Origin of the sequence: Streptomyces sp. NPDC051776 (assembly GCF_040681345.1) — a bacterium.
Classification (GTDB): Bacteria; Actinomycetota; Actinomycetes; order Streptomycetales; family Streptomycetaceae; genus Streptomyces.
In genome coordinates this window covers 1-24601 of sequence record NZ_JBFAYQ010000046.1, presented here as the reverse complement: position 1 = coordinate 24601, position 24601 = coordinate 1, and the positions used below count along the sequence as shown (strand labels likewise).

General features: G+C 69.3%; 18 protein-coding genes. 4 read left to right on the top strand and 14 right to left on the bottom strand.

The features are described 5' to 3' along the window. Nucleotides 1-11 precede the first annotated feature (11 nt). Nucleotides 12-1013, bottom strand: a complete 1002-nt coding sequence (locus AB0M26_RS26515; RefSeq protein WP_365264667.1) for a LysR family transcriptional regulator — start codon at nt 1011-1013, stop codon at nt 12-14. A gap of 62 nt (nt 1014-1075) precedes the next feature. Here AB0M26_RS26515 and AB0M26_RS26510 point away from each other — a divergent pair, with 62 nt between their 5' ends. After that, entirely contained in the window at nt 1076-2404 is a 1329-nt protein-coding gene (locus AB0M26_RS26510; protein ID WP_365264664.1) for an MFS transporter, read from the top strand. A gap of 143 nt (nt 2405-2547) precedes the next feature. Here AB0M26_RS26510 and AB0M26_RS26505 read toward each other — a convergent pair whose 3' ends face one another. From AB0M26_RS26505 to AB0M26_RS26455, 11 genes are all read right to left on the bottom strand, one after another. Next, a complete protein-coding gene (locus AB0M26_RS26505) occupies nt 2548-3825 on the bottom strand; it encodes a thymidine phosphorylase (RefSeq protein WP_365264737.1) in 1278 nt (425 codons plus the stop codon). Between the two features lie 11 nt (nt 3826-3836). After that, entirely contained in the window at nt 3837-4250 is a 414-nt protein-coding gene (locus tag AB0M26_RS26500) for a cytidine deaminase (RefSeq protein ID WP_365264662.1), read from the bottom strand. Continuing rightward, nucleotides 4247-5536: an ABC transporter permease gene (locus AB0M26_RS26495; protein WP_365264660.1), complete on the bottom strand. Its 1290-nt coding sequence runs from the start codon at nt 5534-5536 to the stop codon at nt 4247-4249. Before AB0M26_RS26495 ends, AB0M26_RS26500 begins: the two co-directional genes overlap by 4 nt. Further along, a complete protein-coding gene (locus tag AB0M26_RS26490; protein ID WP_365264658.1) occupies nt 5533-6642 on the bottom strand; it encodes an ABC transporter permease in 1110 nt (369 codons plus the stop codon). The genes AB0M26_RS26495 and AB0M26_RS26490 overlap by 4 nt, the downstream gene beginning before the upstream one ends. Further along, the gene (locus tag AB0M26_RS26485; RefSeq protein WP_365264735.1) at nt 6639-8222 is read right to left on the bottom strand and encodes an ABC transporter ATP-binding protein; all 1584 of its coding nucleotides are present in this window, start codon (nt 8220-8222) and stop codon (nt 6639-6641) included. Before AB0M26_RS26485 ends, AB0M26_RS26490 begins: the two co-directional genes overlap by 4 nt. A gap of 168 nt (nt 8223-8390) precedes the next feature. Next, nucleotides 8391-9422, bottom strand: a complete 1032-nt coding sequence (locus tag AB0M26_RS26480; RefSeq protein ID WP_365264655.1) for a BMP family ABC transporter substrate-binding protein — start codon at nt 9420-9422, stop codon at nt 8391-8393. A gap of 151 nt (nt 9423-9573) precedes the next feature. After that, nucleotides 9574-10800 (bottom strand): amidohydrolase, encoded by a 1227-nt coding sequence (locus AB0M26_RS26475; protein ID WP_365264733.1) that lies wholly within the window; start codon nt 10798-10800, stop codon nt 9574-9576. A gap of 144 nt (nt 10801-10944) precedes the next feature. Next, the gene (locus tag AB0M26_RS26470; protein ID WP_365264730.1) at nt 10945-12210 is read right to left on the bottom strand and encodes a hypothetical protein; all 1266 of its coding nucleotides are present in this window, start codon (nt 12208-12210) and stop codon (nt 10945-10947) included. A 468-nt stretch (nt 12211-12678) separates the two neighbouring features. Next, nucleotides 12679-13611, bottom strand: coding sequence for an N-acetylneuraminate synthase family protein (locus AB0M26_RS26465; protein ID WP_365264654.1), 933 nt, complete (start codon nt 13609-13611; stop codon nt 12679-12681). A gap of 17 nt (nt 13612-13628) precedes the next feature. Next, nucleotides 13629-14849 (bottom strand): acylneuraminate cytidylyltransferase, encoded by a 1221-nt coding sequence (locus AB0M26_RS26460; protein ID WP_365264651.1) that lies wholly within the window; start codon nt 14847-14849, stop codon nt 13629-13631. 56 nt (nt 14850-14905) lie between these two features. Then, a complete protein-coding gene (locus AB0M26_RS26455; RefSeq protein WP_365264649.1) occupies nt 14906-16234 on the bottom strand; it encodes a DUF6716 putative glycosyltransferase in 1329 nt (442 codons plus the stop codon). A 187-nt stretch (nt 16235-16421) separates the two neighbouring features. Here AB0M26_RS26455 and AB0M26_RS26450 point away from each other — a divergent pair, with 187 nt between their 5' ends. Genes AB0M26_RS26450 through AB0M26_RS26440 form a run of 3 tightly spaced genes read left to right on the top strand, consistent with a single transcriptional unit; the run spans nt 16422 to nt 20094 of the window. After that, complete coding sequence (locus tag AB0M26_RS26450; protein WP_365264647.1) at nt 16422-17399, top strand: glycosyltransferase family 2 protein; 978 nt, start codon at nt 16422-16424, stop codon at nt 17397-17399. Nucleotides 17400-17434: 35 nt separating this feature from the next. Further along, nucleotides 17435-18847, top strand: a complete 1413-nt coding sequence (locus AB0M26_RS26445; protein WP_365264727.1) for a polysialyltransferase family glycosyltransferase — start codon at nt 17435-17437, stop codon at nt 18845-18847. Then, nucleotides 18844-20094 (top strand): acyltransferase, encoded by a 1251-nt coding sequence (locus tag AB0M26_RS26440; RefSeq protein ID WP_365264645.1) that lies wholly within the window; start codon nt 18844-18846, stop codon nt 20092-20094. The genes AB0M26_RS26445 and AB0M26_RS26440 overlap by 4 nt, the downstream gene beginning before the upstream one ends. Nucleotides 20095-20214: 120 nt before the next feature. Here AB0M26_RS26440 and AB0M26_RS26435 read toward each other — a convergent pair whose 3' ends face one another. Together AB0M26_RS26435 and AB0M26_RS26430 are read right to left on the bottom strand one after the other, a co-directional pair. Then, nucleotides 20215-20625, bottom strand: a complete 411-nt coding sequence (locus AB0M26_RS26435; protein WP_365264643.1) for a hypothetical protein — start codon at nt 20623-20625, stop codon at nt 20215-20217. 154 nt (nt 20626-20779) lie between these two features. After that, nucleotides 20780-24556, bottom strand: coding sequence for a DUF6531 domain-containing protein (locus tag AB0M26_RS26430; RefSeq protein ID WP_365264640.1), 3777 nt, complete (start codon nt 24554-24556; stop codon nt 20780-20782). Nucleotides 24557-24601: the final 45 nt, after the last annotated feature.

Genomic DNA, 24601 nt, shown 5'->3' with positions numbered 1-24601 from the left:
CCCGGTCCGCCTCAGCGCGGAATCAGTTGACCGCGCCGGGAGAGCAGGAAGCGCTTGAAGGCCGCTACCGGCGGTGTGTCCGGGCGCCCCGCGAGCCAGGCGACGCCGATCTCCCGCACCGCGCGCGGCGCGGTGACCGTCAGCTCCGCAACTCCCGGTCGCGGTACGGCCGGTGGTGGCAGGAGAGCCACCCCGAGACCGGCCGCCACCAGTCCGCGCAGCGTCTCCGCCTCCTCGCCCTCGAACGCGATCCGCGGGGTGAACCCGGCCTCCGCGCACAGCGCGTCGGTGATCCGCCGCATGCCGTAGCCCGGTTCCAGGGTGACGAACGCCTCGTCCGCCGCCTCGGCAAGGCGGATGCGACGGCGCGAGGCGAGGCGGTGGTCGTCGGGGACGACCAGGCGCAGCTTCTGCTCGTCCAGGCGCCGGGCCACCAGGTCGGGGTCGTCCGGGATCGGGGACGTCAGGCACAGGTCGAGGCCGCCCGCGCGCATACGGGCGAGCATGGCCTCGCCGTAGTTCTGGACGAGTTGGAAGCGGACGCGGGGGTGCTGGGCACGGAAGGTGCGCAGCAGGCCGGGTACGGTCTCGAAGCCGAGGGTGTGGAGGAAGCCGAAGGCGACCTTGCCCGCGGCCGGGTCGGCGTCCTCCCGTACGGATTCGGCGGCGCGCTCGACTTCCGCCAGCGCGCGTTCGACCGAGCCGAGGAACGAGCGGCCGGCGGGCGTGAGCGAGAGCGTACGGCCGTGCCGGGCGAACAGGGTCACGCCCAGGTCCTGTTCGAGCCGGACCATGGCCCGGCTGAGCGTCGACTGGGGCACGGCCATGCGCTGTGCGGCGCGGGTCACGTGCTCGTACCGCGCGACCCCCGCGAACTGCGCGAGGCGGGGCGCGAGCAGGGCGGACCACGAGTCCGGGGCGAGTTCCGCCGTCCCGGACTCATCTGTTGCCTGGATGTCTTCTTGGTTGCTGTTCCGTGACACGCGCGGCTCTGAACTGCGTTCATGCACCATGGGAACGATTATGACGACTTCATGCATTGGACGCATGAGGCGGGGGTCCGTACGTTGAAGACATGCCTCCTGCACATACCAGGGCGTCCACCACCCGCGTGGGCGCCTCCCCAGCCCTGTCCCCTCACGAAGAACCGAACTCCGAAGCCACCAAGCTGCGTCCCGGCGGCCCCGGCTATCGCCGGATGAACGCCGCCCTGTTCGCGGCGGGAGTCGCCACCTTCGCGCTCCTCTACTCCACCCAGGCTCTGCTGCCCGCCATCTCCGCCGGATTCGGCGTGACGCCGGACGCGGCGAGCTGGACCGTCTCCGCCCCGACGGCCGCCCTGGCGCTGGCCGTGCTGCCGCTCAGCGCGCTGTCCGAGCGGTTCGGGCGGCAGGCGATGATGACCGCCTCGCTCACCGTGGCCGCGGTCGTCTCGCTGATCGTGCCCTTCGCGCCGGACCTCGGCACACTGGTCGCCCTGCGCACGGTCCAGGGCGTCGCGCTCGCCGGGATCCCCGCGTCCGCGATGGCGTACATGGCGGAGGAGGTGCGTGCGAAGGCGCTCGTCGGCGCGATCGGACTGTTCGTGGCGGGCAACAGCATCGGCGGCATGTCCGGCCGGATCGTCACCGGCTGGGTGGCGCAGATCTCGGACTGGCGGGCGGCGCTCGCGGCGGTCGGTCTGCTGGCGGTGATCTGCACGGTGGCCTTCCGGCTGCTGCTGCCGAAGTCGCGGCACTTCACGCCGTCAACGGTCAGCCCGCGGGCGTTGGCCCGTACGGTCCGCGGCCATCTGTCCGACCCACTGCTGTGCCGGCTGTACGCGATCGGCGCGCTGTTCATGACCGTCTTCGGCGCTGTCTACACCGTGATCGGCTACCGCCTGGTGGGAGAACCGTTCAACCTCCCCCAGGGCGTGGTCGGTTCGGTCTTCCTCGTCTACCTCGTCGGCACGGTCTCCTCGGCCGCGGCCGGACGCCTCGTGGGCCGTCTGGGCCGGCGCGGCGCGCTGTACGCCGCGGTCAGCACGACGGCCGCCGGCCTGCTGCTGAGTCTGTCCGGCACGCTCGCCGCGGTCCTCACCGGACTGGTGCTCATCACCGCCGGCTTCTTCGCGGGCCACGCGGTGGCGTCCTCGTCCGTGAGCCGGGCGGCGAAGTCGGGGCGCGCGCAGGCGTCGGCGTTGTACCAGTCGGCGTACTACCTGGGCAGCAGCGCGGGCGGTGCGCTGGGCGCGCTCGCCTTCCGCACGGCGGGCTGGGAGGGCACGGTCCTCCTCGGCCTGGTGGCCGTCCTCACGGCGGCGGGCATCACGATCTACGCGACGCGCAAGGCGCTGGCCGAGCGTCGCGCCCGTGCCGCGCACCCGTCGAACGGCTGCGCCGGCCCGGCCCCGGCGCGGTAGTGGTCCGCGGGCCTCACGGAGAACACGCAAGGCCGACCGCCGAATTCGGCGGTCGGCCTTGCGCACGCTGGATGTGTGTTTGCTGCCGAACGTGACCGGCGGGGGGCCACCGGTCCCGTCTACCCGTACGGGGAAATCGCAGGTCAGGCCAGGCGGTCCAGCACGACCGGGGTGGGCTCGAACGCCGCGTCCGCCGGGGCCACCAGCACGCCGCCCTCCAGGGCCTCCAAGGCGTAGGCGAACTTCTCCGGGGTGTCGGTGTGGAGGGTCAGCAGCGGCCGGCCCGCCGCCACCGGGTCGCCCGGCTTGGCGTGGATCTCCACGCCCGCGCCCGCCTGCACCGGGTCCTCCTTGCGGGCGCGGCCCGCGCCGAGGCGCCAGGCCGCCAGGCCCACCGCGTACGCATCGAGGGCGGCCAAGCGGCCGGACTCGGACGCGGTGACCACATGCTGCTCGCGGGCGGCCGGCAGGGTCGCGTCCGGGTCGCCGCCCTGGGCCGCGATCATGCGGCGCCAGACGTCCATCGCCGAGCCGTCCGCCAGTGCCTTCGCCGGATCGGCGTCTGGCAGGCCGGCAGCGTCGAGCATCTCTCGGGCGAGGGCGAGGGTGAGCTCGACGACGTCCGCCGGGCCGCCGCCCGCCAGGACCTCCACGGATTCGCGGACCTCCAGGGCGTTGCCTGCGGTGCGGCCGAGGGGGGTCGACATGTCGGTGAGCAGGGCGACGGTCTTCACGCCGTGGTCGGTGCCGAGGCCGACCATGGTGGAGGCCAGTTCGCGGGCGTGGTCGATGTTCTTCATGAAGGCGCCGGAGCCGACCTTTACGTCCAGCACCAGCGAACCCGTACCCTCCGCGATCTTCTTGGACATGATCGAGGAGGCGATGAGCGGAATGGCCTCGACCGTGCCGGTGACGTCGCGAAGGGCGTAGAGCTTCTTGTCCGCGGGCGCGAGACCGTCCCCCGCCGCGCAGATGACGGCGCCGGTGGAGCGGAGGACGTCGAGCATCTCCTCGCCCGACAGCTGCGCCCGCCAGCCGGGGATGGACTCCAGCTTGTCGAGCGTTCCCCCGGTGTGGCCGAGTCCGCGGCCGGAGAGTTGCGGAACGGCCGCTCCGCAGGCGGCGACCAGCGGGGCGAGCGGCAGGGTGATCTTGTCGCCGACGCCGCCCGTCGAGTGCTTGTCGGCGGTCGGGCGCGGCAGGGACGAGAAGTCCATGCGCTCACCGCTCGCGATCATCGCGGCGGTCCAGTGGGCGATCTCGGCCCGGTCCATGCCGTTGAGCAGGATGGCCATGGCAAGCGCGGACATCTGCTCGTCGGCGACCTCGCCACGCGTGTACGCATCGATGACCCAGTCGATCTGCGCGTCCGTCAGACGGCCGCTGTCGCGCTTGGTACGGATCACCGAGATGGCGTCCATCAGGGGTTCCATCACATGTTCCTTCGTTGGCGCTTGAGGTCCGCCAGGCCGAACGCGTAGGGCAGCAGGTCACTCAGCGGACGCGGCCCGGAGTCGGAGTCGATGAGGAGCTGCGGGCCGCCGTGCTCCCACAGGAGCTGGCGGCAGCGGCCGCACGGCATCAGCAGGTCCCCGTCGGGGTCGACACAGGTGAAGGCGGTCAACCGGCCGCCCCCGGTCGCGACCAGTTCGGAGATCAGGCCGCACTCGGCGCACAGCGCCACCCCGTACGAGGCGTTCTCCACATTGCAGCCGCTGACCATACGGCCGTCGTCGACGTACGCCGCGGCGCCCACGGTGAAGCCCGAGTACGGGGCGTAGGCCCGGGACATGAGGTCCCGGGCCCGCGTCCGCAGGGCTTCCCAGTCGTAGGAGGACTGATTCACTTGCCCTGACCCTTCCGGTACGGCCTGCCGATGGCTTTCGGGACGCGCAGGCGCTGCGCGGCCAGTGAGAGCACGAGCAGCGTGGCGACGTACGGGGTCGCGTCGACGACCTCCGTCGGCACAGTGTCGGTGAAGAAGTACCAGGCCGTCAGCAGCACCGCGATACCGCCCGCGGTCAGCGCCTGCCGCAGCCGGCCCGAGCGCAGACCCCACACCATGAGGGCGACCAGCAGCGCGGCCAGGAGCAGCAGCAGACCGTGCACGGTCTCGCCGCCGCCGCGGAGCTGGAGGCTGTCGGTGAAGCCGAACAGGCCGGCGCCCATGGCGACTCCGCCCGGCCGCCAGTTGCCGAAGATCATCGTGGCGAGACCGATGTAGCCGCGGCCGCCGGTCTGGCCGTCCTGGTAGAAGTGCGAGGAGACGACCGCGAGGAACGCGCCGCCGAGCCCGGCAAGGCCGCCGGAGACGAGCACGGCCGCGTACTTGTACCTGTAGACGTTGACGCCGAGGGACTCGGCGGCGACCGGGCTCTCACCGCAGGACCGCAGGCGCAGGCCGAAGGCCGACCGCCACAGCACGTAGAAGGTCGCGAAGAACAGGCCCACGGCGAGCAGCGTCAGCCAGGACACGTCCGTCACCAGACCGCGGAGGATGCCCGCGATGTCGGAGACGAAGAACCAGTTGTGGTTCTCGATCGAGCCCAACCACCCGGAAAGACCAGGGATGTTGAAGGTGCCCAGCGACTCCATCGGCGGGGACTGCTTGTCGTTGCCGCCCGCCTGCGCGGCCCCGCTGCCCTCGGCGCCGAACAGCAGCTTCGCCAGGTACTGCGCGAAGCCCAGCGCCAGGATGTTGACGGCCACACCGGAGATGATGTGGTCCACACCGAAGGTGACGGTCGCGACCGCGTGGACCAGCCCGCCGAGCAGACCGCCCACGACGCCCGCGACGACCGCCCACCAGGGCCCGTACTGCCAGCCGGCCCAGCCCGCGCCGAAGGTGCCGAGGATCATCATCCCCTCGAGGCCGATGTTGATGACACCGGCCCGCTCCGACCACAGACCGCCGAGACCGGCCAGGCCGATCGGCACGGCCGCGGCGAGCGCGCCGCTGTACTGGCCGCTGGAGGTGAGGTCACCCGCTCCGGTGAGGGCGCGCAGTGCGGAGAGCGCGAGGAGGACGCCCGCGACGATCAGCAGGACCACGGGGTAGGTGAGCTTCCTGCCCCCGTCCTGCTTCTTTCCGGCGGGCTCGCGCGCGGGCACCTTTGCCGTGGTCGCGCTCATGCGGACACCTCCGCGTTGTCGTTCTTACGGGCCTGGGCGGCGAGCTGGGCGCCGACCTTGCGCTGCTGGCTCTTGAGCCCGTAGCGGCGCACCACCTCGTAGGCGATGACCACGCAGAGCACGATCACGCCCTGGATCACGCCGACGATCTCCTGGGCGTAGCCCTCGAACTCGAGCTGACTGCCGGTGCGCTCGAGGAAGCCCCAGAGCAGCGCGCCGAGCGCCATGCCGACCGGGTGGTTGCGGCCGAGCAGGGCGATGGCGATGCCCGTGAAGCCGATACCGGCGGGGAAATCGGTGCCGTAGTTGTACGAGACGCCGAGCAGGGTCGGCATGCCGACGAGTCCGGCGACGACACCGGAGAGCACCATGCTGGTGACGACCATGCGTTTGACGCTGACACCGCTCGCCTCGGCGGCCGACTCGGACTGGCCGACGGCGCGGAGGTCGAAGCCGAAGCGGGTGCGGCTGAGCCCGAACCAGTAGAGGAAGCCCACGAGCACCGCGACGACGATGAAGCCGTCGACGGGGTCGGGATCGGTCGGGATCGTGAAGAAGTGGCTGGACTCGGGGAGGTTGGGCGTGTGGATCAGGTTGCCCTCGCGCTCGCCGAGACGGGAGGCGGCCAGGAAGTAGCCGATGACCGAGGCGGCGATCGCGTTCAGCATGATCGTGCTGATCACCTCGCTGACCCCGCGAGTGGTCTTCAGCAGACCCGCGATACCGGACCAGACGGCGCCGACCAGCATCGCGACGATGATGATGACCGGGATCTGGATGAAGCCCGGCAGGGTCAGCGCGCCGCCGACGACCGCGGCGAAGAAGGCCGCGATGCGGTACTGCCCGTCGACACCGATGTTGAACAAGTTCATCCGGAAGCCGATGGCGACGGCGACCGCGGACAGGTAGTACGGGATCGCCTTGTTGATGATCCAGACCTGGCTGTCGCTCTTCGACCCGTAGTCGACCATCACCTGGAACGCGTGGACCGGGTCGTCGCCGTCCGCGACGAGGATCAGCGAGGTGATGACGAGCGCGGCGACGATCGCGAGGACGGGCGCGGCGAGCCCGAGGATCAGCCGGTCCTTGTCGAACTTCAGCTTCACTTCTCGCCCCCCTCGTCCTCGTGGTGCTCGAGGTGGCCGCGGGCGGCGCCGGTCATGGCCGAACCCAACTCCTCCGGGGTGATGGTGGCGGGGTCCGCGTCCGCGACCAGGCGGCCGCGGTACATGACCCGCAGGCTGTCCGAGAGCCCGATGAGCTCGTCGAGGTCGGCGGAGATCAGCAGCACCGCCAGGCCCTCGTGGCGCGCCTCTCGGATCTGGTCCCAGATCTGCGCCTGCGCACCGACGTCCACACCGCGCGTCGGGTGCGCGGCGATCAGCAGCTTCGGATGGTGGCTCATCTCGCGGCCGACGATCAGCTTCTGCTGGTTGCCGCCGGACAGAGAGGCCGCGGTGACCTCGATGCCGGGGGTCCTGACGTCGTATTCCTTCACGATGCGCCTGGTGTCGGCGCGGGCGCCCTTGAGGTCGAGCAGTGAGCCCTTGCTGTTGGGGCGCTCCGTGACATGGCCGAGGATGCGGTTCTCCCACAACGGGGCCTCCAGCAGCAGCCCGTGGCGGTGCCGGTCCTCGGGGATGAACCCGATGCCGTCCTCGCGGCGCTTGCGCGTCGGCGCGTGCGAGATGTCGACCCCGTCGAGCGTGATGACACCGCCGTCGGGATCGCGGATGCCCATGACCGCCTCGACCAGCTCGGCCTGGCCGTTGCCCTCGACACCGGCGATGCCCAGCACTTCGCCCTTGTGGATGGTGAGGCTGATGCCGGAGAGGACGGCGCGTACGGCACCGTCGGCGTCGGTGGCCGACAGGTGCAGGTCGGAGACCTTGAGCATCGCGATGTCGGTGACCGTGGACTCCCGCGTCTCCGGCGAGGGCAGCTCGGTGCCGACCATCAACTCGGCCAGCTGCTTGGGCGTCACGTCGGAGGGATGCACGGAGGCAACCGTCGTGCCGCGCCGGATGACGGTGATCTCGTCGGCGACGGACAGGACCTCGCCCAGCTTGTGGGAGATGAAGATGACCGTGAGGCCCTCTTCCTTCAGCTCCCGCAGGTTGTCGAAGAGCGCATCGACCTCCTGGGGGACGAGGACGGCGGTGGGCTCGTCGAGGATGAGCGTCCGGGCGCCGCGGTAGAGGACCTTGAGGATCTCCACGCGCTGGCGGTCGGCTACGCCGAGGTCTTCCACGAGCACATCGGGGCGGACGTTCAGCCCGTACGCGTCGGAGATCTCCATGACCTTCGCGCGCGCCTTGGCGCCGATGCCATACAGCTTCTCGGCGCCGAGGACGACGTTCTCGAGCACCGTGAGGTTGTCGGCCAGCATGAAGTGCTGGTGGACCATGCCGATTCCGCGCGCGATGGCGTCGGCCGGGCTGTGGAAAGTGACCTTCTCGCCGTCGACCGTGATCGTGCCCTCGTCCGGCTTCTGCATGCCGTAAAGGATCTTCATCAGGGTGGACTTGCCGGCGCCGTTCTCACCCACGAGGGCGTGCACGGTGCCTCGTCTGACGGTGATGTCGATGTCGTGGTTGGCCACAACTCCGGGGAACCGCTTGGTGATCCCTTGAAGTTCTACGGCAGGGGCGCTCTCTGCCGGGGTGCTGCTGCTGGACGCTTTGATGGCGCACTCTCCTCGAGGGAAGGAGCCGTGTTCTTGGGAGGGCGGGAAGGCGACGGTATCGCGAATACGGCGCGCTACGCGCGTAGTGTTCGGGGCGAGGGTGCGGGCTCGGCAGAGAGGCGTTTCCCCTCTGCCGAGCCCGTGGGACCGGTCAGAGCAGACCTGGGATCAGGGGCTTTCGTTGACCTTGACGTCGCCGCCGACGATCTTCTTCTTCGCGGCGTCGATCTTGCTCTGTATGTCGTCGATGTAGCCGCCGGACGTGGCCAGGCTCACGCCGTCCTTGGAGAGCGGGTAGGCGTTGGTGCCGGTGAGCGGCTTGCCGTCCTTGACGCTCTTGATCACATCGAACACGGCCACGTCGACGTTCTTGACGACCGAGGTCATGATCGAGTCCTTGTACTTGGCCAGACCGGGCTGTTGGTACTGATCGGAGTCGACGCCGATCGCCCAGGTGCCCTTCTTGGCGTTGATCGCCTCGATGGAACCCGCACCGGACTGGCCGGCAGCGGTGTAGATCACGTCGATGTTCCGGTCGAGCATGCCCTTGGCCTTGGAGTTGGCCGCGGCCGGGTCGTTGAAGCCCTTGTCGTTGTTGGCGTACAGGTACTCCGAGCTGACCTTGACATCCTTCTTGGTGTCCTTGACGCCCTGCTCGAAACCGGCCTGGAACTTCTGGATAAGCGCGTTGTTCACACCGCCGATGAAGCCGACCTTGTTGGTCTTCGTCTTCAGCGCGGCGGCGACACCGGCGAGGTACGAGCCCTCGTGCTCGGAGAAGACGATCGAGTCGACGTTCTTGCCCGGTGAGACGGAGTCGACGACCGCGAACGTGGTCTTCGGGAACTCCTTGGCGACCTTCGTGATCGACTTTCCGTAGTTGAAGCCCACGCCGATGACCGGGTTGTAGCCCGCCTCGGCGAGCGAGGTCAGCCGCTGCTCACGGTCGGCCTCGGTCTCGTTGTTCTTGGCCGTCAGCATCTTCGACTTGACGCCGAGTTCCTTCTGGGCCTTGTCGACACCGCGGGCTGCGGATTCGTTGAACGAGTGGTCATCACGGCCACCGACGTCGAAAGCAAGGCCGACGCCCTTGTTCTTGCCCGCGTCGTCCTCGGTGGACGACTCGCCGCACCCGGCGGCGGTGAATGCGAGTGCCGCGGTTGCGATGCTCGCGGCAGCGATCTTGGCTATCCGTCGCAAGACGGCACCCCTTCACTTGCTGGATGCGCACTGACCGGCGCTGGTTCGCGGCATCGTAACGCGCGTAGATGTCAGATAAAGGTCTGGTTCGAAGCCGTTATCGATTCGACGCGAAGCACACCGACGAAACACCTACGGACGGTGAAAATGCCTACGGACGGTGGCCGTCGAGGAGCGCGGCCGCCGTGAAAAGCTCCACACCGACCGTGATCGCTTCCTCGTCCACGTCGAAATCGCCGCAATGCAGGTCCCTCCGGGTGGTGTCCCCGACGGGACGCACACCGAGCCGGGCCATCGCACCGGGCACATGCTCCAGATACCAGGAGAAGTCCTCGCCACCGAGGCTCTGCTCGGTGTCCTCGACCGCGTACGGGCCCCGCCGGACGGCCATCGCGTCGCGCAGCAGCTCGGTGCTGCCCGGCTCGTTGACCACCGGCGGGACGCCGCGAATGTAGTTGATCTGCGACTTGGCCCTGTGCAGGGTCGCAACCTCGTCGATGGCGGCGTGCACCAGGTCGGGGGCGGCGCGCCAGGCCGGAAGGTCGAGGCAGCGCACGGTGCCGGAGAGCTCGGCGTGCTGCGGGATGACATTGCAGGCGTGACCTGCCTGGATACGGCCCCAGGTGACGGCCAGGCCCGAACGGGCGTCGATACGGCGGTTGATCAGCGCGGGAACGTCCGTGGCGACCTTCGAGGCGGCCGTGACCAGGTCGGTGGTCAGATGCGGGCGCGCGGTGTGTCCCCCGGGGCCGTCCAGCGCCACCTCGAGGCGGTCGCAGGCGGAGGTGATCGGGCCCGTCCGCAGGCCGACCACGCCGACCTCGACCTTGGGATCGCAGTGGACGGCGAGGATCCGTCCCACGCCGTCCAGCACGCCCGACTCGATCGCGTCGGGAGCACCGCCGGGCAGCACTTCCTCGGCCGGCTGGAAGATCAGCCGGACCGGGTTCGGCAGGCGGCCCTCCCGGGCCAGCTCCGCCAGGACCAGCCCTGCGCCGAGGACGGCCGTGGTGTGCACGTCGTGCCCACAGGCGTGGGCCCGGTCGGGCACGGTCGAGCGGTACGACACCGTCTTGGTGTCCGGGATCGGCAGACCGTCGATGTCCGCCCGCAGCGCCAGCATCGGCTGAGCGCCGTCCCAGCCCTCGGTGCCGATGTCGCACACGAGCCCGGTGCCGACGGAGAGGACCCGCGGCTCGAGACCGGCCTGCTCGAGGCGGGCCATGAGGGCGGCGGTCGTACGGAACTCCTGATGGCCCAGCTCGGGGTGCATGTGCAGATCGCGACGGAAGGCGATGAGCTCGGAGCGCAGGGCGTCCGGGACCGTCCCGGGAAGCTCGGGATGCGCGGACGGGGCGGCGTCGGTCTCGGGGGACATCAGTTGGTTCACCCTCTGAAGAATACGACTGCCGCCCGGGCAACTGTCCGTCGATCAACAAAAGTTCAGCCGGATGGGGCGGAAAAAGATGGAGCGGGCCGCATGAGGGGACCCGCCGTTGGGTATGACGAGAGGTTCACTTCCTCAGGGCGCCGCCACCGGCACGGACGGCAGTCGGTGCACGTCACGGGCGGTTCCGGTGACCCCGGACAGGAAGCCGTGGGCCCGCGGGGAGGCCGTATCGGTCAGCCAGGCCGGATCGATGTCGCAGACGGCGACTTTCACCTCCGTACCCGCGAGGGCGAGCGGGAGGGTGTGGACGACGGTCGACGGGAAGCTCAGGACCGTCCGCCCGATGGGGCCGCGCCGGGCGATCAGCTCCAGCGGCAGATCGGGCCGTACGATCTCCAGCCCCGCCGCCTCGGAGAGCCGCTTGAGCTTGTCGGTGCCTTCACGGCGGTGCGCGAAATAGCGCGTCGCGCCGTGCGTACGGGCGAGGGAGCGCACCGCGTCGATGTAGCGGTCGAGGTCCACGACGCCGGTCTCGGCCAGCGAGGTCCCGACCAGGTCCGCGCCCCGGGTGAGTGCGGGCGGTCCGAAGCGCGCCCGGGTCCAGGCGAAGTCGTTGGCGGTGACGGTGACACCGGCGGGCGGCTCGACGGGCATCGAGCTGAACACCTCGACCGTCCTGCGGCCCTCGCGGGGCGTGAGCCTGCGGCGCGCCACCGCGGACACCGGAGCGAAGACGGCGTCGCGCGCCCCGCGGCCGCGACCGGTGCGGTGCCAGCGCACCAGGCGTTCGCCCCGGGCGAGCTGGGAGACGAACTCCATGGTGGCGGTCCCGTCGTCCACGACGACCAGGTCCCGCGCGCCGGTCAGGGTCAGCAGGAGCTGGACGTACCGGGAGAACGGGTCGCCGATGACGATCCGCCGGGCCCGGCGCAGCGCGGGCGTCAGGGCACCGATGGTCTGGAACGGTGCGGCGGCCCCGCCGCGTGCGTCCTCCCAGCGGACGGTGAACCCCTCGTCCCTCGCCAGCTCCGCCATCCGGCGAAGCTGGCCCCGCGTCATGGGGTCGTTCGGGGAGAGGACGACGACCGTGACGGTGCCGAGGTGGGGGGAGGCGGCCAGGTCGCCGGTGGCCCGGTCACCACCGTCGCTCCCGGCCTGCTCGGGCGCGGCGCGCCGGGCGTCGGCGTACGACCACTCCAGGACGTTGAGGAGCTGGACGGGGCTCTCGACGAAGGCAAGGGTCTCGCCGGCGCCCCGTAGGCCCGGGGCACGCGTGGAGCACGCAAGTGCGGAGGCGGGGGCAGGCGGGAGGGAGCCCGGGGAGGCGGGGGCCTCGGTGCTCTGCTCATGACCGCCCGAGTCCCGGACGGGCCTGCCCGGGACAGGGCTCCCGGGCACGCCTTCCCCCGGCTGGTCCCGGAGCCCGTCGCCACCGGCAGGCGTACGGGGCGCGGCGGTGCCGGGCGTACGGGGTCCGGTGGCCGTGCGGGGCCCGGCCGTTCGGGGTCCGGCGGTGACGGGCGTACGGGGTCCGGCGGTGACGGGCGTACGCCGCTCCCGGGCCACGTCCGTCCCGCCCGCCGTACCCGCGGCGTCCGCCGTTCCGGCCGCATGTGCGGTGGCTGCCACACGCGCCTCCTCCGCCGCGTGAGCCGGGCCCCGGGGCCCGTCCGGCGTACGACGGCCCCGGTCGGCCGGTCCGTGCGGTTCCGCCCGCCGTGGCGCGTCGACGGGCCCAACAGGTGCGCTCACCGCGGTCACCTCGCGTTCTCGCGCCGGTCCGCCCCGCTGCTGCGGGGCGGACCGGCTGGGGAGGCGGGGACGAACCCCGTCCACATGCCTTGCGCGGATCCCCACGCCCTCGGATCAGACCGCGGCCGGTTCGCGAATCTCGGTCTCGGCCTCGGCGATGACACCGGGGACGCGGCGGAGCTTCTTCATCGGACCGAGCTCGCTCTCGTAGACCTTCTTGATGCCGTCGCCCAGCGAATCCTCGATCGTGCGGATGTCGCGGACGAGGCGCTGCAGGCCCTGCGGCTCGACCGAGGCGGCCTGGTCCGATCCCCACATGGCGCGGTCGAGGGTGATGTGGCGCTCGACGAACGCGGCGCCGAGGGCGACCGCGGCGAGGGTGGTCTGCAGGCCGGTCTCGTGGCCGGAGTAGCCGATCGGCACGTTCGGGTACTCGGCCTGGAGGGTGTGGATCACCCGCAGGTTGAGCTCCTCGGCCTTGGCCGGGTACGTGCTGGTGGCGTGGCAGAGAAGGATGTTGTCGCTGCCCAGGACCTCGACCGCGTGGCGGATCTGCTTCGGGGTCGACATCCCCGTCGACAGGATGACCGTACGGCCGGTGGAGCGCAGTGCGCGCAGCAGCTCGTCGTCGGTGAGCGAGGCCGAGGCGACCTTGTGGGCCGGGATGTCGAACTTCTCGAGGAAGGCGACGGCCTCCGTGTCCCACGGGGACGCGAACCAGTCGATGTCCTTCTCCTTGCAGTACGCGTCGATCTGCCGGTACTCGTCCTCACCGAACTCGACGCGGTGGCGGTAGTCGATGTACGTCATCCGGCCCCAGGGGGTGTCCCGCTCGATGTCCCACTGGTCGCGCGGGGTGCAGATCTCCGGGGTGCGCTTCTGGAACTTCACGGCGTCGCAGCCGGCGTCGGCGGCCACGTCGATGAGCTTGAAGGCGTTCTCCAGCTCGCCGTTGTGGTTGATGCCGATCTCGCCGGTGATGTAGACGGGACGGCCCGGTCCGGCGATCTTGTCACCGAAGGTGCGAAGGCGCGGGGTGGTGCTCATCTAAGACAAATCCTTCTCTAGAGGGAGGGGCCGAGAATCCAAGAGGCGATCTCCCGGACCGCCCCGTTGCCACCGGGGGTGGAGGTGACCGCGCGTGCGGCGCCGCGCACGACGTCGTGCGCGCCGGAGACCGCGACCGGCCAGCCGACGAGGCCGAAGCACGGGAGGTCGTTCACGTCGTTGCCGACGTAGAGCACGCGTTCAGGGGCGATGCCCTGCTCCTCGCACCACTGCTTGAGTGCGAGGTCCTTCCGGTCGATGCCGTGCAGCACGGGGAGTCGGAGCTTCCGTGCCCGTGCGGCGACGACCGGGTTCTGCTCCGTGGACAGGATGAGCATGTTCAGCCCGGAGCGGCGCAGCGCCGCGATGCCGAGGCCGTCGCCCCGGTGCACGGCGACCATCTCCCGTCCGTCGGAGTCGACGAGCACCCTGTCGTCGGTCTGGGTGCCGTCGAAGTCGAGTACCACCGCGTCGATGTCGTCGCGGGTGGGGAGCGCGCCGGGGCGCGGCGCGTCGAGGAGGGGCGCGAGGGCGCGGGCGCGCGCCAGGTCGTGCGGGTCGTCGACCTCCAGCACGCGCGCGGGGTCGGTCCGTACGAGCTCGGTACGGCCGAAGAAGCGGTGCCCGGCCTCGCGGAAACCGGTCGCGTCCATGGCGTACGCGGCTCCGGTCTCCAGCAGGTCCTGCGGGCGGTCCTGGCGGCGCGGACGGTACGACTTGTCGTGGTTGATGCCCGTGGCGGAGCCGCTGTCGGCACCGGCGCCGCCGGCCGCGTCCGTCTCGCCCACGCCGCCGCCGTCCCGCCAGACGAAGCCGTGGAAGGGCGCGACGGTCAGCGCGCTGTCGGCGCCGCCCTCGACGATCGCGGCCGCGACGCCGTCGATGTCCTCGCGGACGAGGAACGGGCTGGTGCACTGGACGAGCAGCACGGCGTCCACCGCGCGGCCGTGCATCGCCTCGTGCGCGTCCATGGCGTGCAGCACGGCGGCTTCGCTGGTCGCGGTGTCGCCCGCGATGGCTGCGGGCCGCTGCACGACGTCGGCGCCGGCGCCGCGCGCCGCGGCGGCGATGCCCGGGTCGTCGGTGGAGACCACGACATCGGTGACGACCCGGCTCGCCAGGCATTCCCGGACGGCGCGCACCACCATGGGCACGCCTCCGACAGCGGCGAGGTTCTTGGCGGGCACGCCCTTCGACCCGCCTCTCGCGGGGATGACGGCCAGCACGGTGGGGGGCATCGGGGCTCCTTCGGGGAGTTCGGGGGCTTTCGTCGGCGCAGCCGGGACGGTGTCGGTCACAGCTCCCCCATCCGCCGGATGACCGGGGCCACCCGCTGGACGCCGTGCCGGTAGGCGCCGCGCGCCACGTCCCGTACGGCGCTGCGCACGATCCGCCGTACGCCGCCGGTCTCCTCGCTCACGGCGCTTGCCCCGGGCAGGGGCTCGCCCTGGGGGCCGAGGTGGTGGCGAGCGAGGATGCCGGGCAGATAGCCGGGCGCGGTGGCGGAGGTGTAGTACGGCTCGAGGTGCGGCAGGGCCTGGGCGGAGAGCAGTGCGGCGACGCGCTCGCGCGCGACGGTGAACGCGTCCTCGTAACCGCCGTCGGCGGCGACCCCCTGGCGGCTCAGCCACAGCGCGTCGGGCTCGGGGCGGTGTCCCGCGTCCAGGTCGTCCCAGGAGGCGAGGCAGCCGGAGCCGAGGAAGTGGTGGTTGCCCAGGGCCTCGCGCACGCCGAGGTCGGTGAGGACGGCGGTGGGGATGCGGCGGTGCAGGGACTCCAGCGCCGCGGTGGAGCTGACGGTGACCAGCAGGTCGGTGCGGTCCAGCACCTCGCCCATGTGCCCATAGACGAGGCTGCAGTTGGCGGGGAGGCCGCCGGGGATCCTGGCGGCGAGCTTCTGGTACGGCAGTTCCTCGATGTGCGTGGTGTGCTCGCCGGGCTTGCTGCGCAGCTTGACCCGCACCTCGCGCTCGGGGTGCTTGCGGGCGTGCTCGGCGGCGCGGCGCAGCAGGTACATGCGGTCGGCGCGGGTGACGGGCACGGAGGGCTGGGCGGCGAAGACGACGGTGTACGGGCGGTCGCCGCAGGTGTGTCCGTCGTAGGGCGCGCCCCCGAGGAAGGGGAGCGCGGTCTCGACGACGCCCGAGGCGTCCGCTCCCACACCGCGGTAGACGGAGCGGAAACGCTCGGCATCGTGGCGGGAGTTGGCGAGCACCAGATCGGCGCCGTGGCGTAGGAGGAGGCCGTCGGCCAGCTTCTCGTAGACGACGCCGACGTAGCCGGTGACGACGACGGGGCGTTTGGTCCGGCCCTCCCAGGTGCGGGCGAGACCGTGCAGCACGGCCTGGACGGCGCCGCCGACGCAGGCGAGGACGACGACGTCGTACGTCTCGCGGCCCGTGGTCCGCAGGAACTCGACGGCGGTGACCTCGCGCAGCGAGTCCGCGTGCACGCCCACCTCGCCGAGCTGGCGGGGGGTCGGTGTCGCGCGGCCGCGCAGGAGGAAGCCGTCGAGCGCACTGTCCGATATGAGGCGATGTGCGGTGAGTGCGCCCCACTTCCATCGCGTGTCGGAATCGGCGAGCACGGCTACCCGCGTACGGTGACTGCTACTGGCTGGCACGTCGACGACGCTAGGAAGCCATTCCGATTCGCGGCCCAACTCAGGCGCAACAAAGGGTTAACAGCACATCGACGAATGGCGAATCGGGGCGCGGGAGCATCGGGTTAACTGTTCCGCCATGTTTCGTTCACCCACAGGCTCACCACAGGTCAAGACGAATGCGAGGGACGCGCCTACCGTCTCGCGAGTGGTCAAGCTCTCCGTCATCGTGCCGTTCTACAACGTGCAGACATACGCGCCCGACACCCTGAGAAGTCTGCGCGCGAACGCCGGACAGGATTTCGAGTTCATTCTCGTCGACGACTGCTCGGCGGATGAGACTCCGGAAATCCTGGACCGGGCCGCGCGCGAACTCCCGGGAGCCGTCGTCGTACGGCACGAGCAGAACGGAGGGCTCGCCACCGCGCGCAATACCGGCATCGACGCCGCGCGGGGCGAGTACCTGACGTTCCTCGACGGCGACGACTGGCTGCGGCCCGGCTACTACCGGGAACTCCTCGCCGCCATCGAGGAATTGGAGTGCGACTTCCTGCGCACCGACCATGTGCAGTGCACCGCGCGGGCCCGCTCCGTGCACCGCGTCCCGCACGGGCGCCGCAATGTCGTCATGGACCCGCGTGCGGCCATCCTGCCCGCCGACCGCAGCACCTCGGTGGACTACGCGTACGCCTGGGCGGGGATCTACCACCGGCGCCTGGCCGACGAAGGAGTTCTGCGCTTCAAGGACGGACTGCGCACCGCCGAGGACCGGCCCTGGATCTGGCGGCTGCACCGCGAGGCGAAATCCTTTGCGGTCGTAGGGCTGCTCGGTGTCCATTACCGGCGCGGGGTCGCATCGTCCCTGACCCAGATCGGGGATGTACGGCAACTCGATTTCATCCGGGCTTTCGATCAGGTCGTGGAAGAGACCGCACGGGATTCGGATGCGGACCGACTTCTTCCAAAAGCGGTGCGCACTTATTGCGCGATCATTTCCCATCATCTGGGCAGCATCGAGAGGTTCGAACCCCCCGTGGCACGCAAGTTGCGGTCGATGAGCGCGGCCGCGCTGAAGCGCATGCCGCAGGACGTACTGCAGGACGCACTCGACTCGATGGACCACGAACGCGCGTCCCGGCTGCGGCGGCTGCGCCGCCGGCCCGTGGGCGCGGAGGTGGCCGCATGATGCCGACTGCCGCCCGCCGCGCAACGTCCTCGCCCATGCCCTCCCCCTCCAAGCCCTCCCCCCGCAGGCTGTCGTCCGGCAGGACGACGCAGATCTTCTTCGCCTCCACCCTGTACGGAGCCGCCACACTCGCCGCCGCCCTCGACGCGGACCTCTTCGACCCGGCCGACCGGCGCATCCTGCTGGTCAGCAACAACGCGGCGACCCCCGAGACGACCCCCGCCCTGGACGCCATGCCGGGCTTCCAGCGGCTCCGCCGCCGCTTCGACGACGTGCTGTCCTGGAACGAGACGATCAGCCCCTTCCACCCCGGCGGCTGGTCGCCGCGCATGGACGACGTCCCGTTGTGGGAGCGCCATCTGCGGCTGCTGTGGAACCTCGGTGACGACGACATCGAGCTGGTCGTCGAGTCCATCCAGGTCAATCCCGCCCTCGCGCTCGCCCAGCTCTTCACGGGAGCGCCCATCGACGTCTACGCCGACGGCCTGATGAGCTACGGCCCGACGCGCAACAAACTCGACCCGCTGGTCGGCACCCGTATCCGCCGTCTGCTCCACCTGGACCTGGTGCCGGGCCTGCGGCCGCTGCTGCTCACCGAGTTCGGGGTCGAGCCGCTCATCGTGCCCACCGGCGCCTTCACCCGGGTGCTGGCTGAACTGGCGGAGGACTCCGGCGCCGCCGAGCTCCCGGACATCGAGTCCCCGGCTCTGCTGCTGGGCCAGTACCTCTCCGCCCTCGACATCCTCACCGGCGAGGAGGAGGAGCGGCTGCATGTGACGATGCTGCGCGGGGCCGCCGGACTCGGCCACAGGCGCGTGGTGTTCAAGCCGCACCCCACCGCCCCGGCCCGCTGGTCGCGGATGCTGGAGAAGGAGGCCGGTGAGCTGGGCGTCGAACTGACCGTGCTCGACGCGCCGTTGCTCGCCGAGGTCCTCTACCAGAAGATGCGCCCGGCCCTGGTCGCCGGCTGCTTCTCCACCGCGCTGCTGACGGCGACCGCGCTGTACGGCCTGCCGGTCGCACGGACCGGCACCGGGGTGCTGCTCGAGCGGCTCACCCCGTACCAGAACAGCAACCGCGTGCCCGTCACGATTGTCGACGCCCTGCTGCCGGAGCTGACGGACCCTGATGCGGTCACGGGCTGGACGCCACCGACCGCCCCGGAGGCCGAGGACCGTCTGACCGGTCTCCTGCGGGCCGTGGGGTACGCGATGCAGGCGCAGATCCACCCGGACCTGCGCTCGGACGCCGAGCGGTATCTGTCCACCCGCCTCGACACGCACACCTGGCGTTACTTCAAGCGGCGCCGGCTGACATCGCTGGCGCTGCCCGGCGCGATCCCGTCGCAGCTCGCGTTCCTGCCACGCAACGCCACGGTGCGCAGGGTCGCGCGCAGGGCGCGGGCCGTGCAGCGCAGGATCGCGAAGAAGCGGACGGCGTTCGGATGAGCGCCCCGGCCGGTACGACGACGCGCCCGGCGGTCGGGCCCGGCTCACCGGATTCCGCCGAAGCGGGCCCGGCCCCGGGAGGCGAACAGGGAGGATCGGCGCGGGGAGTTGCCGCCGGTGGCACCACCCGGAGCTGTGCCGCCGCACCGGGCAGGAGTCCGGGGGCTCGCAGCATACGGGGCGCGCTCCCCGCTCCCCGCCTCCGCGCCCTCGACGGGCTGCGCCTGATAGCCGCACTGATGGTCGCCTCCTACCACTTCGGCGGCCGCGACGGCGAGATCGGCGAGGCCTGGGGCACATCGCCCGACGTTCAGTTCCCGACGGCCTCGCAGTTCTTCGCATACGGCTGTCTCGGCGTCCAGGTCTTCTTCGTCATCAGCGGCTTCGTCATCTGCATGAGCGGCTGGGGTCGCCCGCTCCGCTCGTTCTTCGCCTCGCGCGTCTCGCGCCTCTTCCCGGCGTACTGGGCCGCGATCATCCTGGTGACGGCGGTCTTCGCACTTCCCTGGGTCGCGTACGAGGCGGTCTCGCCGAGCGACGCCCTGGTAAACCTGACGATGCTGCAGCAACCGCTGGGCGTCGACCGCGTCCTCGGAGTCTGCTGGACCCTCTGGGCGGAACTCCGCTTCTACGCCCTCTTCGCCCTGTTCGTCGTTCTCCCGGGCGCGAACCGGCAGCGAATCGTCCTGTTCTGCGCCGTCTGGACCCTGGCGGCAGTGGTCGCGGAGGCGGCCGGCGACCCGCTGCTCGACATCGTGCTGATGCCCGAGTACGCGCCGTTCTTCACCGGCGGCATCGGCCTCTACCTCGTCCACCGCGACCGCCGGGACACCACGGCCTGGGGCATCGTCGCGACGAGCTGGCTGATCGGCCAGCACTACGCGGTGAGCCGGCTGTGGCACCCGGCGGACCCCGAGTTCTTCTCGTACCGCCCGTCGTACGGGATCGCGGCCGTGGTGACGCTGGGCTTCGTCGCGGTGGGCGCGATCGCGCTGGGCCGCCTGCGATGGGCCAACTGGCGCTGGCTGACGGTCGCTGGCGCCCTGACCTACCCCTTCTACCTGATCCACGAACACCTGGGCTGGGTCGCGGTCCACGTCCTCCACCGCACGCTGGGCCTCCCGTCGTTCGCGACGCTGGTGGGCACGATCGCGGCGATGCTGACGCTGGCGTGGCTGCTGTACCGGTTCGTGGAAACGCCGTTGACGCCCCGGATCAAGCGGGCACTGGCGACGCGGCGGGCGTGAGGGGGCGCAGGTCGCCCCTTACTGGCAGAAGGAATGCGCTCGCACCCTCGGTCGCAGGCGAGCCCTGTGACTCAACGCGCCGTTGGCCACGATCCGCACACATGACGCGGGTAGGGCCTCTCAGGGCAGGTGAGGCAGCAGCGCCAGCCAGCCGTCGACCTCGGCGCGCAGGGGGTCGTGTTCCTCCAACTCTCCCACGACGTAGGTCAAAGGCGTCAGGACGTTCTTGATCCGCCGCAGTCGGAGGATCTCCGCCCGCTCTGCCTGCCTCCATCGAGCCGCGGCACGCGACGCCTCCGTGCGATCCGGCCCGAGCGCCTCGATGACCCGGCGACACAGGAGCCCGAGGTCCCGCGGTGAGCCGTCGTCGACGCGCCCCAAACGGCTGATCACATACGAGCGGATACTCGTCTCCTCGGCAAGAGATGCCAGCGGATCCAGCCCGCCCGCCTTCCCCTTGCGCTCCACCGCCACCAGAGCGACGCCCGCCCACCGGATCCGGAGATCCGGAGAAAGGGTCCTGTCCTGCATCTCCCCAACTCCTCTCTCACGGACCCTCTCCCAGGATGCGTTCGGCAACGGCACGTGATCAGGGTGAGCAGCCAGATACGCCTCCAGTGCGTCCAGGGGGAGACGCAACTGCTCTTCCGTGGATGGGTGTTTCGGCCCTCCGCTCGAGGAATTGTCAGAGGAAGCTGATCCCTGCGCGTTCAAATGCATCCCTACCTATCTGCAGACTCTCCAGAGATGGCAAATAATGGCCACTGTTGTTGTCGAGTTCCAGGCCGAAGTACTGCCCCCCGCCACCTGCAATATCCGCTTCTCCAGCCGTCTGCACGGGGCGGCCACCTGTGAGGACCGGATGCTTCAGCTCCACGCCGTTGACATGCTTGGGCATCACGACGAGATCGCCCTGTTCGGTGACCGCCCATTTAACTTTGCCAGAGTTGATCGCGTCATCGAACCCTTCCTCACCCACCTTCACTGGCCTGACCCCCAGACGCTCTGCATCTGCCAATTCCCCCGCCAATTTCTCGGGCATGGTGTTGGGGTAGGGACTCAGCCCGAGCGGATCGCTCCAGGTATGAGGGTTGTTCACATAGGAGGAAGGGTTGGGTGACGGCCCGAGCCCGAGTGGGTCGGGACTGGCATAGCGCGATGCTTCAGGGTCGTAGTACCGATGATAGTTGTAGTGTAGACCGGACTCGGGATCGTGATATTGACCAGGAAAGCGAAGAGGCGTATGTGCGGTGTTGCTCGACTGCCATGCGGTAATGCCCCAAAGCGACTTGCGTGCACGCCATGCCACCGCACCCGATTCATCAATGAGCTCGGTCGGAGCGCCCACTAGATCCGTGACGATAGCAAAGAAGCGCGAGTCTATTTCTTCTTGGTTCCTTGCGTCCGTCAAACGCTCGGCTTGCGCAATCGGACTGAGGCCATCGTAGTCCCAGGTGAGAGTTACCGGATGCAGCAGACCGGGGCCCTCGGTGGTTTGCTCGACCAGATTGGAGCCATCCCAGATGAAGCTCGTCTGCTCGGTCACCGTTACAGCATCGCTGGCCAGGCGTTGTTTTCCGATGCGACGGCCGAATGGATCGTAGCGATAGCGCCACACAGTTCCATCCGGCGTGATCACAGACCTCAGCCGATCCTCGGCGTCCCACGAATAACGCCAAACGTCCGGCTTGCGTGACAACCGAGTCTTCCGGCGCACGCTGATTCGCCCCGCCGCATCGTACTCGTACCGCACTCTTCCAGCCTTCGTGAGAAGGGTACCGTCGTAGGTGCGATCGCCTTGTGCGTCCTCTCCGGGGTGGCGGCCGGGCCATGCGGCGTGGATCTGATTGCCCGAGAGGTCATAGGCATATTCCTCCTGCCAGTCACGAGCACTTACCGCAGTTACGCGCCCAGCACCATCAACGCTGAAGTCAGTTGCTCCAGTCAAGAGATCGTCGACACCGAGGAGGTGACCATCCGGGCGGTACGAGTACGCACGATGCTGGACCAGTTCGCCTGCTGTACGCACAGTGCGCGCTGCCAATTTTCCTGCCGGGTCCCAGACCTGTGCGAGCGTGAGGGATTCTCCAATCAGTCGCTGGGTCTCACGCCCCGCAGCGTCGCGAGTGAAGTCGATGGTGTGACCGGAGAAGTTCAATGCCGCCCGGCGCCCCACAGCGTCATAGCGATACGACGTACGAACGTTGGCCGGTGTGACTCGCTCCGCGAGTCGCCCCGTCACGTCATAGTCCAAGGAAAGCTTTTGGCCGTTCACCCACTCAGCAACAGGACGACCCAACGCGTCGCGTTCCCAGCTGACCTCACAATCCGGGTTCTTGGCGCTAACCATCATGCCTACCCGGCTGTGCTCATATGTGGTCCTCACACCGTCAGCATGTTTGGACGTGAGCCGACCCACCGAGTCGTACTCGTAGGCAACGGTCTGTCCCAGTGGATTGGTTCGTTGCGTGACGCGACCAGTTGCGCTGCGCTGGTAGGTGATGCGGCGACCGTCAAAGTCCACCTCTGCTACAAGCCGTCCGGCGGGGTCGTACTCGTAGTCCCAGGTCAAGCCACGAGGATCCATGACCTTCCTGAGACGCAGTGAAGCATCGTGCTCGAACTCATAGCGCGCTCCGTCCGGCCCTGTCCTGGCTGTGAGAAGGTCGAAGTGGGTGTACTCGTATGTGGTGACGCCGCCGTTCGCGCCCTCATGGCGTACACAGTTTCCTTCGCCGTCGTACTCCCAAGACTCCTCGGTCCCGTCTGGAGCAAGCGTGCGGGCTATGTTCCCGGCAACTGTCCAGTAGCGTCGTGTCACCGCTCCCATAGGGTCGGTTACGACGCTCATGCGGCCGAATGCGTCGCGTTGCCCCACCATGCGATTGCCCAGCGGGTCTGTCAATTCCACCACCAGACCAGCGCGATCACAGCGCGCCTGAGTGGTGTTTCCTAGTGCGTCGGTGATGGCGGTCAGACGGCCGGATTCGTCGAAGCCGTATCGGAGGACAGCACCAGACGCATCTATGACAGCAGTGCAATTTCCGCGCGCATCGTACTCGCGCCGCCACATGGTTCCATCTGCCAGGGTCACACAGGTAGGACGCGCAAGATCGTCATACGCATAGCGGGTGGTTCCACCATCCGGGTAAGTGACCAGTAGGGGCTGCCCATTCTTGTCGTTTGCGAAACGGGTGGTGCAGCCAAGCGGATCTGTCCAGGAAACGACGTGGTGGTGGCGGTCGTACTCGGTGCGTGTCACGCCTCCGCACGCATCGATCTCGGCCACTACCTGACATGCATCGTTGATCACGAAGCGGCTGGTGGCCCCTTCGGCAGTGGTAAGCAAGGTGACCCGGAGGTCAGGCCAATCGGAGTCGATCCCGTCGTAGGCGAGGGTGACAGCGATGTGGCCGGCCTCGCCTCCTTCGGCGACACAGCGGTCCCGCTCGTCGTACTCGTACTCGTAGCGGCGCCCGTTGGTGTCCGTCCACGACGTTATGCGAAGCCGTCCGTCGTATCCGAACCGGAGGGGCAGGTCGGAGGAATTGAAGACTTCAGTGAGGTTTCCGTCGGTGTAGCCGTACCGCTTGATCGTGACGTCGGACCCACCCTCGCCCGCACCTGCCAGGGCGAGCGCTGTGACCCGGCCTTCCTCTGTCGTCAGCTTGAGGTCGTAGCCGCCCGAGTGCCGTATCGCCGTCGGGGCGCCATCCGTTTCGTAGTGGAACACGATTTCGTGACCATTGCGGTCGGATATGCGGTCCAGCCTTGCAATGCCAGCAGACGGTTTCGCGAACCAACGGGTGTGCCCCGCGACCACGTCGGTGATGCAGTAACCGCCGTCTTCATTACGAGACAGCGGCCAGCGCGGCCCATTCTCGGAGAGGACCGAGGCGTCCGGTCCTTCCGGGTGCGGATAGTCGAGGATCAGCCCATCTTCGGTGATGAAGACGACACCTTGGGCATCGATCTCCAGTCTCTGGTCCACCGTGGAAGTCCAGGAAGGACCGAACCATTGGCCTGCCGCGTATCCCGACTCCACACGACGCTCGAAGGCCAGGGGAAGCAACCCCGGAAGTTGTATGTCCGTCTGCGGCAGGAACATCTTTCCCGTTGCCATGTCGACAGGGTCACTGCCCTTGGAACGGACGACGTTCTTGAGCCGGTTGTAGGCACCTTTTGCTCCGTCGGCGAGCATGCCGCGGCCGCTTTTGGCCAGCCCCTTGACTCCGAGAGCCATGCTCTTCAGGCCGACCTTGCCCATGCTCAGTGCCTTCATGCCCTTGGCGAGTCCTCCGAGGGTGGTCAGACCCTTCATGCCGGGGATGCAGTCCAGGGCTGCGAAGGCGACGTCCCAGAGGGTGGCTTGGCCGTTGAGGTATTTGTTGAGGGTGTCGGCCAGGACGACGAGGGCGGCGATGAGGACGATCGCGCCGAGGATGGGCCCGCCGATGATCATCGCGATGATGCCGACGATGGCGACGACGACCTTGCAGACGGCGAC